This window comes from Aeromonas allosaccharophila, from assembly GCF_000819685.1.
GTDB classification, from domain to species: Bacteria; Pseudomonadota; Gammaproteobacteria; order Enterobacterales; family Aeromonadaceae; genus Aeromonas; species Aeromonas allosaccharophila.
The window spans coordinates 105,088-121,688 of sequence record NZ_CDBR01000034.1 but is presented as its reverse complement, the minus strand read 5'-3'; the positions used below and the strand labels follow the sequence as shown (position 1 = coordinate 121,688).

Genomic DNA, 16,601 nt, shown 5'->3' with positions numbered 1-16,601 from the left:
TCAGGCTATTTTGGCGGTAATGCGAATATCCTGGCCGACCATGCGCACATCCTTGATGTTGAGCTTGGGAGCCTGGAACAAGCGGGTCAGACCGGGCAGATGGAACAGACCACGCCCCTCATCCCCCATCAGTTTCGGCGCCTGATAGAGCACCAGCTCATCCACCAACCCCTTATCCAGCAGAGCACCGCACAGCCGTGGCCCCGCCTCTATCAACACCGAGTTGATATTCTGCTTGGCCAGCAGCATAAACAGGCTGACCAGATCCAGCTTGCCATCCAGCAGTGGCAACTCCAGCTGCTGCACCCACTCGGGCCACTCGCCAGCGGCTTTGTGGCGGGCCAACAGCACCGGGCTCTCGCTCTGGAACAGCGGCAAATCGGGGGTGAGCCGGTTTTGCGAATCGACGATGACCCGCAGCGGCTGGCGCAGGGTCTCCTTGGGGTAGCTCGTCTTGACCGAGGGGGGCAGCTCGTCCCAGCGCACGGTCAGGGAGGCGCCGTCAGCCAGCACGGTTTCGGCGCTGGAGAGCACCGCATCGTGACGGGCCCGCAGCCGCTGCACGTCGCGGCGCGCATCGGGGGAGGTGATCCACTGGCTCTCGCCACTCGCCATGGCGGTGCGGCCATCGAGACTGGCCCCCAGCTTGACCGTCACCCGCGGGAAGGCGGTACGCATCCGCTTGAAAAAGCCCGGGTTGAGCGCCTCGGCTTCGCTCGCCAGCAGGCCGAAATCGGTCTTGATGCCCGCCTCGGAGAGCATCCGCAGGCCGCGCCCGCCCACCTCGGGGTTGGGATCGACCATGGCCGCCACCACCCGGGCTACGCCGGCCTTGATCAGCGCCTCGGCGCAGGGGGGGGTACGACCGTGGTGGGAGCAGGGTTCGAGGGTCACATAGGCTGTGGCACCACGGGCGTTGTCACCGGCGGCGCGCAGGGCGTAGACCTCGGCATGGGGCTCGCCCGCCTTTTGATGCCACCCTTCGCCAACCACCACGCCATCTTTGACCAGCACGGCGCCGACGCAGGGGTTGGGGGCCGTGGTGTAGCGGCCGCGGCGGGCCAGTTCGAGGGCCCGACTCATCCATTGGTAATCATCTTGACTAAACATTCGGGCTCCTTTGACAACACATCTCGACTTTACGCAGTAAAGTAGGTTCGATTAGCGCAGCGTAATCGGACGCGGCAACATGGGTGAGAATGGCGGTTTACTTCTCCAGCTTGGCGATCTCTTCACCAAATTCGCGGATATCTGCGTGTCCTGAGGTAGAAAGGGGCAAAGCAGATATCCGCTTGCCCATCCGATACCATCATTTCTCCAATTTGGCGATCTCTTCGCCGAACTCGCGAATATCTTCGAAGCTGCGATAGACGGAGGCAAAGCGGATATAGGCCACCTTGTCGAGACTCTTGAGCTCATCCATCACCAGATTGCCCACCAGCTCGGAGGCGACTTCGCGCTCACCGGTGGCACGCAGGCGGGATTTGATATGGTTGACCGCCTTTTCGATGGCCTCCATGCTCACCGGCCGCTTCTCCAGCGCCCGCAGGATGCCGGAGCGCAGCTTGTCTTCATTGAACGGCTCGCGGGAACCGTTGGACTTGATGACGCGGGGCATCACCAGCTCGGCCATCTCGAAGGTGGTAAAACGCTCATGACAGAGCAGACACTCACGACGGCGGCGCACCTGATGGCCTTCTGCCACCAGACGGGAATCGATCACCTTGGTATCAACCGCACTACAGAATGGGCAATGCATCGGACCTCCGGCGTTAATGGAACAGGGACCGGCCCACCGGGCCAGGATCTAGGTCGGCCAGTGTAGCACGGCCATCCAAAACCGGTAAAAGCCGTAAAACACGCTCTTGAAGTGATTAATTGGCAATATGAGGGCTAATGATTAAAAGACTGCGCATCAAGTAAATAATGCAGCAACTGGGGAGGAGGAATAGGTGAGACACAATGCCGCATCAATGTACGAAGTCATACTGCAACGATACCAATCGTCAATGTCTCTTGACCACAAAACATGGTGACCAAGAGACATATATCAAACAACACTGAGATTACCAGGAGGTATTTATCCCCTCCCCCGCGATCAGTTACACCCTTCGGTAGAAGTGGAGTTCAGGTAGCTCACTTCGTTGGCCGGCTGATAGTCGGCAATATTGATGGTCTTCTTGATCTCGATGTACTCCTTCAGCACGGCAGCATCCACCAATCCGGCGTTGATGGTATCGATCTTCGGATAGCCGTCACCACCGGAGGCGCTGAAGCTCGGGATCGCGAAGCTGTAAGTTGCTGCCGGATCAAACGCCTTGCCACCGACGCTGGTGATATTGACGCTCTTGGCCTGGCAATCCACAGCCATGTTGATGCCGCCAAACTGGGCATAACCCCCGGTATTGCGGGTTTTGGTTGCTACCTGACCCAGGTAGGTCGCCAGATCGCTGCCTTTCATCACAGCCTTGTTGACCGTGTTGCCAAACGGGTGCACCAGCAGCACGCTGCGGTAGGTAATATCCCCGGTCGGGATGCTGTCACGCACGCCACCGGAGTTGACGATACCAAAATCGACGGCCAGCTTGGCAGAGGTGGCTGAAGTGATCAGACGACCCAGATTGGTTTGCTTGTTGCGTACAGTATTGCGATCACCAACCAATACCCCATCGGTAGAACCGATCACAACGTTGAGCTCTTGCTGACCTTTTTCCTGATAGCCCTGCAGGGTGTTATACAGCTCGGGATCCTTGGTGATCTCGTCCTGTACGAACTGCATCTTAGTGGTATCTTTGGTCACGGCGCCGGTGGCATCGATCGCCTCACCCTTGGCGTTGCGCTTGATCAGGTTAACCGGGATCAGCTCATAGCTGGTCAGGGTCAGCTTGCCATTCTGATAGTCAAACTGGGCGCGACCCACATACTTGCCCCACTCGTGAGCCTGCATGATCCAGGTGCCATTTTGCTGATCTGGCTGGCAGTTATCACCCGGTTTGAAATTGGCGTACTTGTTCGCGGTGCCCGGCTCCATGCAGACCGGATTCTGGGAGTGGCCACCGATGATGCCATCAAGGGTACCCGCTGGTAACGCGCGAGCCATTTCGACATCACCCGGCGCATTGCTGCCGTGCTGGCCATTCTCGTAATGGCCCATGTGAGTGATGGCGAAGACCAGATTGGCTTCCTTGTTGCTGCGGATCTGCTGGCCCAGTTTGGCCGCTTCGCTGGTCGGATCGCGGAACTCCAGGGTTTGCACGTTGTTGGGATCCACCAGCTGCGCGGTATCCTCGGTGGTCAGGCCCAGTACGGCGACCTTGAGACCGCTCTCCAGCTTGAACACCTTGTAGGGGTCAAAGTAGTGTTTACCGCTCGCCTTGTCATAGATGTTGGCCGAGAGCATCGGGAACTGGGCCCACTTGCGCTGCTTCTCCAGTACGCTGAGGGGGTTGTCGAATTCATGGTTGCCCACCGCCATGGCATCGTAGCGAATGTTGTTCATCGCCATGAAGTCAGGCTCGGCATCCTGCAGATCGGATTCCGGCACCCCGGTATTCACATCACCACCGGAGAGCACCAGCACGTCGCTGCCAGCAGCCTTGGCATCCGCACGCAGCTGCTCGACCAGGGTCTTCTGGGCAGCCATACCGTACTCATTTTCGGCGTTGTGCCAGAAACGTCCGTGGGTATCGTTGGTGTGCAGTATGGTCAGTTTGCAGACATTTTCGGTGCAGGGTGCAACGGTGTCATTGCTCGAGGTATTACAGCCAGTCAGTGCAGCAAGCACGGCCAGTGCCACGCCGCCTTTGATGAAGTTATTATTCATTTCCATATCACCTTGATTGTTTTGTTATTTAGTAACCCTGTCCAGCGGGTCGGGCGCCAATATAACAAACAACAGATGACCGTTTTTCATCGATGACTCACAAATTCTGCTAATTGTGATCTTCGACCCAACATCCGGCTTCCTGCTGATTTATCACAACTTTTATTGAGCTTTCACTCACTTGCATCACCCGGTCCCAAGGAAACGCCACGCCGATCTGCCTTTATGGCATACTCCCCAGCCAGCCATGCCAGAGGAGATGATTTGATGACCAAGTACGACAAGATTTCCCCCGAGACCCAGCAGGAGGCGATGAAAATTGCCCGTGCCAACCAGAAGCCGGGGCAGACCAAGGAGCAGACCCAGCTGATCGCGCAAGGGATCCAGAAAGGCATCGATGAATACAAGAAACAGATGAAGGCGCGGGCCCGCGAAGCGAGCCGCCAGAAAAAATTACAGGCCAAAGCCCGGCAACCACAGGGCGAGCCGCAAACCGAAGAGCAAGACGGTCAGCTCGAGCTGGTTGAAGTAAGCCATCAGCATCCCCTGCCCTGGATCTTGCTGGTGCTGAGCTGGCTGGGTTTTGCCGCCGCCTGGTTCTGGTTGCGCTAAGGCTAGCGGTAGCAAACCTTTATCCGCGATCCTCTTCACAGCCCGGCCCCGGGCTGCTGGTGATTACCTGCGAAGAGTGATTAAATCCCGCGCCTCTTGCTTAAGACACCCGTTTTTTAACGATCAGTTTTCAGGAAAGATGTTATGAACCCCGCTCCGCTCTATCTGCTGGCCCCTTTTGTGCTGTTTCTTGTGACCATGCTGCTCTATCGCATTTCACCGCTGCGGGCGGTCGCCGCCGGTGGGGTTCGCTGGTTTATCCTCCCCTCTTTTACCCTGTTTATTTTGCTGATCATCATCAACGGCGCCGCTGATCCCGCCCTGCGCAATCCGGCGTTCCACTGGCTGATGCCGGGGCTTGGCTTTGCCCTGAGCCTGTTTCCGGCCCTGCCCAAGGCGCTGGTACCGCGGCTCGCCATCAAGGAGGGTGCCTTCGCCGCACTCGGTCTGATGCTGATGAGCCTGGCGATGGTCTACTGATCGGCTGACCACAGCCGTTGGCATGAATCAAGGGGGCGCTCTGTGACGGGCACCCCTTGTACAAACAATGGCCTGCAGGCATCTTGGTGACAGGATAACCAGCAAGGAGGCCAAATGGAGAATCCGCCCGATTTCATGGCGCAGTGGGATTATCAGGATCCCGCCGCCACCGCCCTGCGTTTTCATGCGCTCCTTCCCGAAGCACGCGCTGCCGCCGACCTGCAACTCGAACTGGAGTTGCTGACCCAGATAGCCCGCACCCATTCGCTGCAACGCCAGTTTGCCGAAGCCCACCAGCTGCTCGACGAGATAGCACCGCGCCTCAACGACACAACCCCCAGAGCACGGATCCGTGCCCTGCTGGAGCGAGGCCGCACCTTTAACTCGGCGGGCGACAAGGCCAATGCCAAAACCCTGTTTGAACAAGCCTGGCAGTGGGGTCTCAAGGAGAAGGAGACCTATCTCGCCATCGACGCTGCCCACATGATCGCCATCGCGGCTCCGCTGGAAGAGCAAAGCCGCTGGAATCAACTGGCGATGGAGCTGGCGGAGCGCAGCAGTGACGAGAAGGTGCGCGGCTGGCTGGCCCCCCTTTACAACAATCAGGGCTGGACCCTGTTCGAACTGGGCCGCTTCGAGGAGGCCAAAACCCAGCAGCAGAAGTGCCTGGCTTGGCATCTGCAGCATAACCATCCGGCCAAGGCATTTATCGCCCGCTGGAGTCTGGCTCGGCTGACCCGAGCCCAGGGTCAGCACCAGCAGGCACTGGAAGAGCTGCTCCAGCTCAAGGCCGATATGGCCGAGGCGGGTGAGCCGGAGGATGGTTATCTGTATGAAGAGCTGGGGGAGAATGCCCTAGTGCTGGACGATCCGCTGGCTGCGGAATACTTCTCCCGCGCCTGGTTTTTGCTGTCGCAGGATCGCTGGTTCAGCGCCAACGAGGGGGAGCGCCTGGCCCGCCTCAAGCAACTCGCCAAACTCTGATTTCGCCCCCCAAAAGAGAGGGCGGCCAATGCCGCCCGTCACTCGGTTGAACCGTTTCCCCTCTTACATCTTGCGGGCGTTCAGCCAGCACACGTCACGACTCACGTCACGCTCACCTCTTCCCAGCTCTGCTTCTTGCGGTAAATGGTGGAGGGGCTGATCTCGAGCAGTGCCGCCGCCTTGGGAATATTGCCGTCACAGCTGGCGATGGCCTGTTCGATCACCTCTTTTTCCACCAGCCAGAGCGGTCGGATCGGCCCGTTGGCCGCTCCGGTGGCGGCAGGAGCCGATGCCACCGATGCCGCAATCGCAGCCGGCAGCTGGGGACGAACCCCATTGAGCGGTGGCGGCAGAATATCCGGGCTCACCAGCTCCTTGTCGTTGAGCACCACGATATTGCGCACCACGTTTTGCAGCTCGCGTACGTTGCCGGGCCAGGGGTAGTCGAGCAGCACTCGTGCCGCCTCGACATCGAAATCCTTGAAGCGTTTGTTCTCCTCCTTGGCGTAGCTCTGCAGCAGGGTACGCGCCAGCAGCAGGATATCCTCGCCCCGCTCCCGCAGCGGCGGCAGGGTGAGCGGAATGACGTGGAGCCGATAGTAGAGATCCTCGCGAAAACGCCCCGCTTTCACCTCCACCAGCGGATCCCGGTTGGTGGCGCAGATAAAGCGCACATCCACCGTCTCGAGCTTGCCGCTGCCGACCCGCTGTACGGTGCCAGTCTGGATAAAGCGCAGCAGCTTGCTCTGCAGATCCAGGTCCATCTCGCAGATCTCGTCGAGAAACAGGGTACCGCCATCGGCCAGGCTGGCCGCCCCCTTGCGATCCCCCTGGGCGCCGGTAAAGGAGCCCTTCACATGGCCGAAGATCTCGCTCTCCATCAAATCGTGGGGAATGGCGGCGCAGTTGAGGGCAATAAAGGGCTGTTCGCTGCGAGGGCTGCACTGATGAATCGCCTCGGCACACACCTCTTTGCCGGTGCCGCTCTCGCCAGTGATAAAGACGGTCGCCTTGCTGGGCGCCGCACTCTCGATGATGCGATAGACCGCCTGCATCGCCATGGAAGCGCCGATAAATCCGAAGAACGAGCTGCGCTCGAAATTCTCCCGATAGTGGGCAACCAGCGAGCTCAACTGCTGGTGTTTCAACGCATTGCGCACAGTGGCGCAGAGCCGCTTGCTGTCAAACGGCTTGGTCAGAAAATCGAAGGCACCGAGGCGCATCGCCTCCACCGCCACATCCACCGAGCCGTGGGCGGTGATCACCACCACCGAGCAAGGCAACTGCTGTTCGGTGATCATTTGCAGAATATCCATGCCGGACATATCCGGCAGCTCCAGATCCAGCAGCACCACGGGGGGAGGACTTTCCAGCAACTGCGCCAGCGCCTGCTGCCCGCAGTCGGCCAGCACCACCTCGTACCCCTCCTGGCGCAGGTACTGTTCATAGACCACCGCCAGACTTCGGGTATCTTCCACCAGCAGGACACGCGATTTATTTTCAGCCACCGGACTCATCCTTGTATTTGATTCTGCGATCTATTTTGCCTTTTTTCGCGCACAAACCCAACGCCAAGACAGCTCTGTTATCCCGCGATTATAGGAGATGTACAAGTAAAAACGGCTCCTTAAGGAGCCGTTTTTCACTACAAGAAGGGATTACTTCTTGGCGTCGTCAGCAGTCGGCTTCTCGATAGCCAGCAGCTCAACGTCAAACACCAGCACGGCATTCGCCGGGATGGAGCCTGCACCGTGCTCGCCATAGGCCAGCTTGGACGGCAGGAAGAACTTGAACTTGGAGCCAACCGGCATCAGCTGCACGCCTTCGGTCCAACCCGGGATAACCTGGTTGAGCGGGAAGGTGGCCGGCTCACCGCGATCGACGGAGCTGTCGAACTTGGTGCCGTCGGTCAGGGTCCCGGTATAGTGAACCTTGACGATGTCGGTAGACTTCGGCTTGGCGCCGTCACCCATCTTCTCGACCTGATATTGCAGGCCGGATTCGGTGCTCTTCACACCCTCTTTCTTGGCGTTGGCAGCCAGGTACTCTTCGCCTTTCTTCAGATTCTCAACTGCGTCTTTCTCGGCCTTGGCCTTGGTCAGCTCGTTGATCTTGGCGTCGTAATCCTGCAGTACCTTCTGGATCTCTTCATCAGTCATCTTGGCTTCTTTGCCCAGACCGTCGGTGACCCCTTTCAGGATCACGGCGTTGTCCAGTTTGATGCCCAGTTCCTGCTGACGCTCGAGGGTGTTCGCGATGTAACGACCCATGGAGAGGCCAATTGCGTAGCCGGATTGCTCTTCAAAGCTCTTGGCTTCGGCCTTGGTCGCCTCTGCCGGCTTGCTGGCTTCTGCCTTCACTTCGGCGGTATTGGCCGCAGCAGGCTTCTCGTCTTTTTGGCAAGCAGTCAGACCGACGGCAACCGCCGCCGCCAACAGGGACACCTTCAGAAATTTGTTCATCAGTTTCTCCAAACTCCAAATACCGCTCTCGGTTCCATCGTGAAATGAGAGGTTTATCGTGATAAGCGCCTTATACTAACGCCGTGATCGCAGGTAACAAAAGCGTGAGACCGCAAAAATGATAAAAAGTGCCATTTATCTGGTGAGCCTCTGTTTAATGCTCACCGGTTGCGAGCAGAGCTCCCAACCCAGCCAGCAAATGACCCTCGCCAGCACGGGTCTGCTGACCGCTGATCTCTCCAGTGATGGCAAGCAGGCCATCGTCTCCAGTATCAGCCAGGGCATCATCGTCTGGGATCTGGAACCGAACCGTCAACGCTGGCGCTGGAAACAATCCGACTCGGCGGATGATCTGGTATTCATCACCCGTTTTTCCGAAGGAAACAGCCATGCCGTCACCGCCACCCCAGACACCTTTGCCACCTGGCGGCTGAACGACGGGCAATCACAAGGCTACTACTCACTTCCTGAATCTAGGCTGAGGGACATCGCGCTCTCTGCCGACGGCCGTTATGTGCTGATAGGCCGGGAAGATGGCAAGGCCGAGTGGCTCGATACCCGAAGCGGTCGGCGCCTGCAGTTTCTCGGTCACACCGAACAGGTCAATACCGTGGATCTCTCCGCCAACGGTCGCTACGCCCTGACCGGCGGCAACGACTACAGTGCCTATCTGTGGGATACCCGCAGCGGGCAGGTGATCTGGCGGTTCAACCATGGTGGCCGGGTGATCATGGCCAGACTGGAGCCGAGCGGCCGCTACGCCTTCACCGCCGACAGCAGCCGGGCCAGTATCTGGGATCTGAAAACCGGCAAACAGGTGAGTCAGCTGCAATATGATCACCGCTTCGAGGTCTACACCAGCGCCCGCTTTGCCAACGACGGCAAGTGGCTCATCACCGGTGCCCCTTCCCGTCAGCTTTCCTTGTGGCAAGTGAGCGATGGCGCCCTGCTGCAGAGCTGGCGCGTCTCGCCGCAACCCAAGGTGAAACCGCCCAGCGCAGTGGTCTACGGCGTCGCTTTGCGCGACAATAGCCACCTTGTCAGTGCCAGCTCCAGTGGTCTGGCCGAAATCTGGACAATCAAGTAAGGACCCGAAGGCCCATGAGTCAGCATTTAAACGAACGAATCGAAACCCTGGAAACCCGTCTCGCCTATGCGGAGTACACCATAGAGCAGCTCAACGACGAGGTGACCACCCAGGGCCGTGAACTCGATCGACTCAAATACCAGATCCAGCTGCTGATCGACAAACTGCAAACCGTACAACCCAGCCAGATTGCCAGCATGGCCGAAGAGACCCCGCCGCCACACTACTGAGCTAGCAACGAGCATTATTACTCATCACAATCGCCAGCCAATGTGACATCGGCACACGCAGGTGATGGAAGAGTATGTCAAGTGTGGGAAAAACAGCAGTGTCACTGCGGCGCCATGCTGCCGTGACGGAGTGTGTTGGACGATGAGTGTATTGATTTGACACCAGCCCATACTGGGGGCTGAACCGGGAGTGGCAGGGAAATCCATCTTCGACATTGAAAACGGCTGGCGGAGACAGTGTTTGTGTAGCCACAACACCATCACCATTCCAGCCGTTTTCATATTCACCATCCGCCAGAGCAGAAGGGTTTGTTATTGCTCTGGCAGCGCAACTTGCACTGCCAGCAGCGTCAATCAGGGATTGAGACGGGTCGGCATACCGGTACGCTGTTCCAGTACCTGCTTGACCACGTTGGAGTCAGACTCGGCGTGAGCGATGAAGCGGGTAATGGCCGGGGTCATCGGGAGCGGCACGGAGGCGGTGGAGTTGAACTCTTCTTCATTGCGCGACAGTGGCTCGTGCACTTCCATGTAGCGACCGCCATCCGGCTCGACCGTGGTCTTGACCGGCTGGTTGACGAACTGGACGCGGGTGCCGACCGGCACGTTGTCGAACAGATACTTGATGTCGTCAGCGCGCAGACGCACACAACCGCTGCTCACCCGCAGACCGATGCCGAAGGTGGCGTTGGTGCCGTGGATGGCATAGAGGTTGCCGATGTAGAGGGCGTGCAGACCCATGGGGTTATCCGGACCCGCTGGCCATACTGCTGGCAGGGTCTTGCCCTGGGCGGCATAGCGGCGACGGATGTTCTCGGTTGGGGTCCAGGTCGGGTTGGCGCGCTTGCGCTCTACCTTGGTGATCCAGTTCTCCGGGGTGTTGACCCCCAACTGACCGATCCCGATGGGCAGCACTTCTACCACGTTCTTCCCTTTCGGGTAGTAGTAGAGACGCATCTCGGCAACGTTGATAACGATCCCTTCGCGCGGCGCGTTGGGCAGGATCAGCTGATGGGGGATGATCAGGGTGCTACCCGCCTTCGGCAGATAGGGATCAACGCCCGGGTTGGCTTCCATGATGTTGGTCAGACCCAGCTGGAAGTCGGAGGCGATCTGCTCCAGCGGACGGTTGTCCGCAGGCACCACGTATTGCTGGTTTTCACCGATCAGGCGGCTGTTGGCCGCAGGCAGACGGTACTCGACGGCGGCAGCCTGCTGGCTGACCAGCGCAAATGTGCATAAAAGGGCCGAAGCGGCAGTGCGAAGGGGATTCATAAAATTCCTGTGTGGTTTCCTGTACCAAATGGGCCGGAGGCCGTCTTATCCTCGGTCTGCCGGTGGCGGGTCAACCTGCACCACGGCGCCAATAACCGAGCGCGCATTCTTTCCTGAGTCGGCCAAAATTTCAACTTCGATATGTTGCTTTTCTTGTTAAAAGTGGCCGTTTTCGGTGTGACGCTTATCAACAGGGCAAAAGCCACCCTAGCAAGTCGCAGCTGAGAGAAAGATGAACGGTACTGGTGCCCTGCCAGCGTGCCACCCGCGCCCCCATTAACCATGGCGCTGCGCCACCTGGTGTCACGGTTGAATCAGTGGCCAAAACGTTTGTCACATCCGGGGAGATAGACCAATGTCGACAAAAGCTCTTTATTGGCATGAAAAGGGATAAAACAGCGCTTCGGCCACCAGCAGGTGCAGGCTGCCGCCATAAAAAAACCGCTCCGAAGAGCGGTTAATGGAGCCACCAGGCAACCATAAAAGGGACTACAGGTAGTTGTCATTGGCATTACTGGACGGCTGCCTCCCCCGCGCCATTCTGCTCCTTGAGGAAGCTGATCCACGGGGATGCCCGACCGCTGACGTTGCCATTCTGAGCCGCCTGGGTGAAGGCGTTGAGCGCCTCCTTCGGCTTTTGTTGCTCAAAATAGGCGACCCCGGTCAGGAACTTGAGATCCGCACGCTGCTCACCATTGGCATTGGCTGCCGGTTTGGCTGCCAGCGCCACCAGATCCTGATAGCGCTTGCTCTGGATCATCATGCGCGCCATTTTCAACTGCAATTCGGCGCTCGGGGCCAGCTGATAGGACTTGGCCAGGGTGTCGATGGCCGGATCCAGCTCCTTGGCCTGATGCCAGTAATTGGCCAGGGTCTTGTAGTTGCTGGCGCTCTGCTCAATCACCCCGTCCTTCATCCCCTTCTCCATCACCCGTGCCGCGCGATGGGGAATGCCGCTGAAGGCGAGGTAGTTGGCCAACCGCTGCAGCTCGGCGGCCTCGGTCAACATGCCGAGGTTGTAGGCCGACTCCAGCGCCGCTAGTGCCTTGCCATCGTTGCCTGCCTGCATATGCATGGCCGACAGCTGGGTCCAGTACTTCTTCTTCTCCGGGAACATGTTGACCAGAGAGGTCAGCACCTCGGTCGCCGGTTTGTACTGTTTCAGCTCGTAGTGAGCGCCCATTTTCAGCAGATACCAGGACTCCGGCGCTTTACCTGCCGAGAGCTTGATCGCCTGATCCACCGCCGGGATCGCGTCACGGTACTGCTTGAGCTGCACGTGGGCGTTGGCCAGCGTGATAAAGGCATGGGAGTTGGGCTTGTCATCCTTGCCCTGGTTGGCAAACCACTCCTTCATGGTCTTGATCGACCCCTGGTAATTGCCCTCTGCCATATAGAGCTGGGCCAGGTTGTATCGTACCTGCTGGGCCACCGGTGGCGGCAGGCCGCCTGTCGCGATGGCCTCGGCAAAGTACTTGGTCGCCTGACCGTATTTCTCCTGCTGGGCGGCTACGAAACCGAGAGTCTGCAATATGACCCCCTTGTCGTAGACCCGCTCGCCCGCGCCGGAGAGCGCATCTTGCAGCTTGGCATTGGCCTCGCCGTATTTCTTCTCAGTGATCAGCTCCTGCGCCTTGTTGACCGCCCGATAGGCCCGATCCGACAGGGTCGGCTGCTCGGCAGCCCAACTGGCGGTGCTGAGCAGCACCGCCATGGCGACCGGGGCGAGGATCATCTTCTGTAACTTGTTCATCGCCACCTTCCTTAGTTGACCGCAAACTCGATCTCTTGCTGCATCCGGCTCGCCTGCGGCTTGCCATCCACCATGGCCGGTTTGAACGTCCACTTGGCGATGGTTTTGCGCGCCTCTTTGCCGAGGTCATAGCTGCGCGGCTCTTCCTTGACGATCCGCACGTTGCTGACGGTGCCGCGCTCGGTGACGGTGAACTCCACCAGCACCTTGCCGGAGGCCAGCCCCGCCAGTGCCGCCTTGCGGGGCATCATGGGCTCGAAGGTTGCCAGCGGAATGGCGCCGTTGTTGCCACCGACGCCGCCACCACCGCCGCCGGTGCTGTAGGCCCCCAGCGCGTTGCCACCACCGATGTTGACCGGGATGTCGAGCTTGGGCATGTCCATCGGCGCGCTATCCATCTTCGGCCGATCCGTGCTGGCCACTTCCATCTCGGGAGGAGGCGGCGGACGCTTGGGCGGCGGCGGTTTGGGCAGCTCCCGCTGTTTCTCTTGCAGGGTCTCCTGGGGCTTGAGGCGGATGAAATCGGTCATGGTGACGTCATCCTTCTCCACCAGCTCCCGGTGATCCGGTGTGATCAGCTTGTTCATTCCCAGAAACAGAAAGAACACCACCACACAGGAGACCGCCAACGATATCAGGTATCTCATAGGTCTCTCTCCGGCATCAGCTGCTCTTGTCTGCCGCGATGGAGATGTTCTGGACACCGGCCATGCGGATCTGATCCATGACCTGCACCACCAGACCGGAACGGGATTCGTTATCGGCCTGGATCACCACGGCACTCTCCGGGTTTTCGGCCCGCAGCCGCTCGATGTTGGCGCGTACCGCCCCCACCTCGACCACCCGCTTGTCGACCCAGACCTGACCGTTTTCGCGCACCGCGACCATGATATTGCCCTTCTTCACCGTCTCGGCCGTGCTGGCACTCGGACGGTTGATCTCGACACCGGACTCCTTGACGAAGGAGGTGGTGACGATGAAGAAGATCAGCATGATGAACACTATGTCCAGCATGGGGGTCAAATCGATAGCCGCCTCGTCAGCACCGCTGTCGCTGTAACGTTTTCTCATAGCAGAAACTCCTTGCTTGTTCTGTGCCCCCGGCAGGCCATGCCTCGCCGGGGGTATGCATCCTGCATCAACCGTGTTTCAGGTTGTCTTCCAGCTTTTGCACCGCCAGTTTGGCCTTGTGATCGAGCTGGTTGACAAAAAACAGGCCGGAAAGGGCGGCGATCATGCCCGCCATGGTCGGTACCGTTGCCTTGGAGATCCCCGATGCCATCGCCCGCGGCGAACCGGTGCCGGTGATGGCCAGGGTGTCAAACACCTGCACCATCCCCACCACGGTACCGAGCAACCCCATCAACGGGCAGAGAGCGATCAGCACCTTGATGACCGGCATCCCCTTGTCCACCGCCATGGCGACCCGTGAGACCAGCTCGCGCCGGATCTGCCTGGCAGACCAGGAGAGATGATCGGTACGGGCCAGCCAGGTGGCCTTGGTCTGCTTCACCTGCTTGGGGTAGACCGCCATGAAGTAGAACCAGCGCTCCAGCAACAGGGCCCACATCATCAGGGTCAGGAAGAACAGGGCGACCAGTACATCACCCCCCAATCCCAAAAACCGGCGGACCGACTCGACTTCTTCAATCAACCAGAACCACATGGGTGACTCCTTACGCTGCGGCTTTGGAGGCGTGCAGACGTTCCTGATAACGGGCGACGAAACCGGCACTCTGCTCTTCCAGCACCTGGATCAGACGACGGCTCTGGGTCTGTACAATGGTGTAGAGGAACAGCATGGGCACCGCGACGACCAAACCCTGCATGGTGGTCACCAGCGCCTCGGAGATACCGCCCGCCATCAGCTTGGGATCGCCGGTACCGAACAGGGTAATGGCCTGGAAGGTGGCGATCATCCCCACCACGGTACCGAGCAGACCCAGCAGCGGCGCGACGGAGGCGATCAGCTTGATGAGGCTGATGCCTTTCTCGAACTTGGGCACGTTGCGCAGGATGATCTCGTCGAGCTTGGACTCCAGATCCTCGATGTTGTCACCGCGATGGTTCTGGTAGGCCCCCAGCATGTCACCAATGGGGTTGCCCTTGATGATCTGATCGGATTTCAGCTGCTTGCGCATGGACGAGCCGATCAGCGACAGGCGGATACCGCAGAAGATGGCCAGCAGGGTACCGATTACCCCCAATGCCAGGATCACATAACCCACGGAACCACCCTGATCGATACGCTCCTTGAGGGTCGGTGACTGCACCAGCAGGGAGAGGATCACGCCGCGAGACGGGTCGATAAAGATGGGCTTGACCCCGTCACCGCCCTGTTCAAACTCGGCGATGGGAGCCAGCACGCTCTTCTCCGGTTGACGGGAGAGCTGCTCGAATTTACCGGTCTCCGGCACAAAGGTGAGGTACTTGCCTTCGGAGACAGTGTTGAACTCGCCGATTTGGGTGACGGTCTTCTCGGCCTGGTTGCCTTCGCCGTAGACCACGGTCGCCGGGATCTGGCTCACCTTGCCACCGTCCACCATGCGGCTGAGGGTAGTGGTCCAGAACGCTTCCAGATCATCGCTGGAGGGGAGCTCTTTACTCTCGGCCAAACGGGTCAACAGGGCGGATTGCTCCGGATGCTCGACCCGACGAGCGGAGGCGTTGAAGATCCCCTTGAACTCCCCGGCAAACTGACGCAGCACACCAAACATCTCGCCCATGTTGCCGGAACGCTGGCGCAGAGTTTCAGTCAGCTCGGTCAGCTGCTTGTCGTTGGCATCAAAGGTCGCCTTGAGCTGCTCGCCCTTGGAGGTTTCGGCAGCCAGCTCGGCCTTGGCCTTGGCCAGCAGCGCCCCCTGCTCGTTCTTGTCAGCCAGGAAGCGGGCTTCCCGCTCCTTGTTGAGTTGGGATTCACTCAGGCTAGAGGCCTTGACCTGGTTCAGCAGCGCATTGAGATCCACCGGTTTTTCGGCGGCGGTCACCGGCAGGGTGACCAGGGTTGCTCCCGCAATCAGGGAGGCAATAGCAAGTTTGATTCCTTTCATGATGCTTTCTCCGCAGTTTGAACCGGCAGCTTGATCAGCGCAGGAGGCGCCTGCTTCTTGGCGATGCGAAGGCCCTGTTCAACCGCACTGCGATACTCCTGGGGCAACTCTTCCCACTGGCGGGTCTTCTTGTTCCACATGCCGGTCTCATTGCCATCCGGGGACTGGTAGAGCAGGGCGATACGGCCGACGCGCAGGAACTCGTAGGTCTTCTCGCTGCCATCCTTGTCCAGGCTCGCCTTGTAGGACTCGATGGTGCGGCTGAAGCCCTCCTCGATCTGGTAGGCCTCCAGGATCTTGCGGTACTTCTCGGAGATGGTGACATCGGCCCGGTTCATCAAGTCGGTCAGGGCCGCTACGCGGTCCTCCCGCTCGACCTTCTGGAACGGCAGATCCAGTGACACAAACTGTTCGAGGGAGTCGATCATCTTGAGCATCAGGGGCACCACTTCGGTGCTGGTCTGATCGATCTGGGCGATCTGCTTTTGCATCGACGCCAGCTCGGCGCTCTGGGACTCGACCATCTTGCTCACCTGCTCGTTGTAGGTGCGCAGACTGTCGACCTGCCGCAGGGCGGCCTTGTACTGGGCCAGTGCAGATTCGGCAGATTCGGCATAGCTGTCGATCTTCTGCTGGGAAACTTTGGATGCATTATTGGTGGCGGCTTGAGCGTCCACAGCCTGACCGGCAGTAGCGGCACTCAGATTGAAGCTGGTCAACAAGGCGGCCGAAACCAGGCTGCCAAGGAGCGCTTTCTTCATTGTAATGGTCCTTGTCTTCATAGGATTACCCTATCTCCGTAACTTCCTTGGACGTTGGGCACAGCCGACCCGACCGGGCCGGCT

Annotated in this window: 17 protein-coding genes; 5 read left to right on the top strand and 12 right to left on the bottom strand. The window is 59.1% G+C overall.

Features of this window, described 5'->3' with window-relative positions; genetic code table 11:
* The 3 genes from ribD to ushA all read right to left on the bottom strand — a co-directional run bounded on the left by ribD (window position 1) and on the right by ushA (window position 3,823).
* A complete protein-coding gene (gene ribD / locus BN1115_RS07575) occupies window positions 1-1,110 on the bottom strand; it encodes a bifunctional diaminohydroxyphosphoribosylaminopyrimidine deaminase/5-amino-6-(5-phosphoribosylamino)uracil reductase RibD (RefSeq protein ID WP_042656702.1) in 1,110 nt (369 codons plus the stop codon).
* Between the two features lie 199 nt (window positions 1,111-1,309).
* On the bottom strand, window positions 1,310-1,759 hold the full coding sequence (nrdR, locus tag BN1115_RS07570) for a transcriptional regulator NrdR (protein WP_042656701.1): 450 nt from the start codon (window positions 1,757-1,759) through the stop codon (window positions 1,310-1,312).
* A 339-nt stretch (window positions 1,760-2,098) separates the two neighbouring features.
* A complete protein-coding gene (gene ushA / locus BN1115_RS07565; protein ID WP_042656700.1) occupies window positions 2,099-3,823 on the bottom strand; it encodes a bifunctional UDP-sugar hydrolase/5'-nucleotidase UshA in 1,725 nt (574 codons plus the stop codon).
* Between the two features lie 267 nt (window positions 3,824-4,090).
* On the opposite strand from ushA, the gene BN1115_RS07560 reads away from it, so the two are divergent.
* From BN1115_RS07560 to BN1115_RS07550, 3 genes are all read left to right on the top strand, one after another.
* Entirely contained in the window at window positions 4,091-4,435 is a 345-nt protein-coding gene (locus BN1115_RS07560; protein ID WP_042656699.1) for a DUF2956 domain-containing protein, read from the top strand.
* Window positions 4,436-4,579: 144 nt separating this feature from the next.
* Entirely contained in the window at window positions 4,580-4,915 is a 336-nt protein-coding gene (locus BN1115_RS07555) for a hypothetical protein (protein WP_042060908.1), read from the top strand.
* 114 nt (window positions 4,916-5,029) lie between these two features.
* The gene (locus BN1115_RS07550; RefSeq protein WP_042656698.1) at window positions 5,030-5,899 is read left to right on the top strand and encodes a tetratricopeptide repeat protein; all 870 of its coding nucleotides are present in this window, start codon (window positions 5,030-5,032) and stop codon (window positions 5,897-5,899) included.
* Window positions 5,900-6,000: 101 nt separating this feature from the next.
* Here the strand turns inward: BN1115_RS07550 and BN1115_RS07545 are convergent, their stop codons facing one another.
* Both BN1115_RS07545 and fkpA read right to left on the bottom strand, forming a co-directional pair.
* Complete coding sequence (locus BN1115_RS07545) at window positions 6,001-7,407, bottom strand: sigma-54-dependent transcriptional regulator (protein ID WP_042656697.1); 1,407 nt, start codon at window positions 7,405-7,407, stop codon at window positions 6,001-6,003.
* 150 nt (window positions 7,408-7,557) lie between these two features.
* Window positions 7,558-8,361 carry an FKBP-type peptidyl-prolyl cis-trans isomerase gene (gene fkpA, locus BN1115_RS07540; RefSeq protein WP_042060902.1) on the bottom strand — a complete coding sequence of 268 codons (804 nt, stop codon included), beginning with the start codon at window positions 8,359-8,361 and terminating at the stop codon, window positions 7,558-7,560.
* Between the two features lie 118 nt (window positions 8,362-8,479).
* On the opposite strand from fkpA, the gene BN1115_RS07535 reads away from it, so the two are divergent.
* Entirely contained in the window at window positions 8,480-9,448 is a 969-nt protein-coding gene (locus BN1115_RS07535; RefSeq protein WP_042656696.1) for a WD40 repeat domain-containing protein, read from the top strand.
* A 14-nt stretch (window positions 9,449-9,462) separates the two neighbouring features.
* Window positions 9,463-9,678 carry a SlyX family protein gene (locus BN1115_RS07530; protein ID WP_042656695.1) on the top strand — a complete coding sequence of 72 codons (216 nt, stop codon included), beginning with the start codon at window positions 9,463-9,465 and terminating at the stop codon, window positions 9,676-9,678.
* A gap of 354 nt (window positions 9,679-10,032) precedes the next feature.
* Here BN1115_RS07530 and BN1115_RS07525 read toward each other — a convergent pair whose 3' ends face one another.
* The 7 genes from BN1115_RS07525 to BN1115_RS07495 form a co-directional block, all read right to left on the bottom strand.
* A complete protein-coding gene (locus BN1115_RS07525) occupies window positions 10,033-10,953 on the bottom strand; it encodes a L,D-transpeptidase family protein (RefSeq protein WP_042656694.1) in 921 nt (306 codons plus the stop codon).
* A gap of 511 nt (window positions 10,954-11,464) precedes the next feature.
* Window positions 11,465-12,706, bottom strand: coding sequence for a tetratricopeptide repeat protein (locus BN1115_RS07520; protein WP_042656693.1), 1,242 nt, complete (start codon window positions 12,704-12,706; stop codon window positions 11,465-11,467).
* Between the two features lie 11 nt (window positions 12,707-12,717).
* Entirely contained in the window at window positions 12,718-13,353 is a 636-nt protein-coding gene (locus BN1115_RS07515) for an energy transducer TonB (protein WP_042656692.1), read from the bottom strand.
* Window positions 13,354-13,369: 16 nt separating this feature from the next.
* Entirely contained in the window at window positions 13,370-13,777 is a 408-nt protein-coding gene (locus tag BN1115_RS07510; protein WP_005338933.1) for an ExbD/TolR family protein, read from the bottom strand.
* 67 nt (window positions 13,778-13,844) lie between these two features.
* Window positions 13,845-14,372, bottom strand: a complete 528-nt coding sequence (locus BN1115_RS07505; RefSeq protein ID WP_041212455.1) for a MotA/TolQ/ExbB proton channel family protein — start codon at window positions 14,370-14,372, stop codon at window positions 13,845-13,847.
* A 10-nt stretch (window positions 14,373-14,382) separates the two neighbouring features.
* Window positions 14,383-15,756 carry a MotA/TolQ/ExbB proton channel family protein gene (locus BN1115_RS07500; RefSeq protein WP_042656691.1) on the bottom strand — a complete coding sequence of 458 codons (1,374 nt, stop codon included), beginning with the start codon at window positions 15,754-15,756 and terminating at the stop codon, window positions 14,383-14,385.
* The gene (locus BN1115_RS07495) at window positions 15,753-16,517 is read right to left on the bottom strand and encodes a DUF3450 domain-containing protein (protein ID WP_042656690.1); all 765 of its coding nucleotides are present in this window, start codon (window positions 16,515-16,517) and stop codon (window positions 15,753-15,755) included. Before BN1115_RS07495 ends, BN1115_RS07500 begins: the two co-directional genes overlap by 4 nt.
* Window positions 16,518-16,601 lie beyond the last annotated feature (84 nt).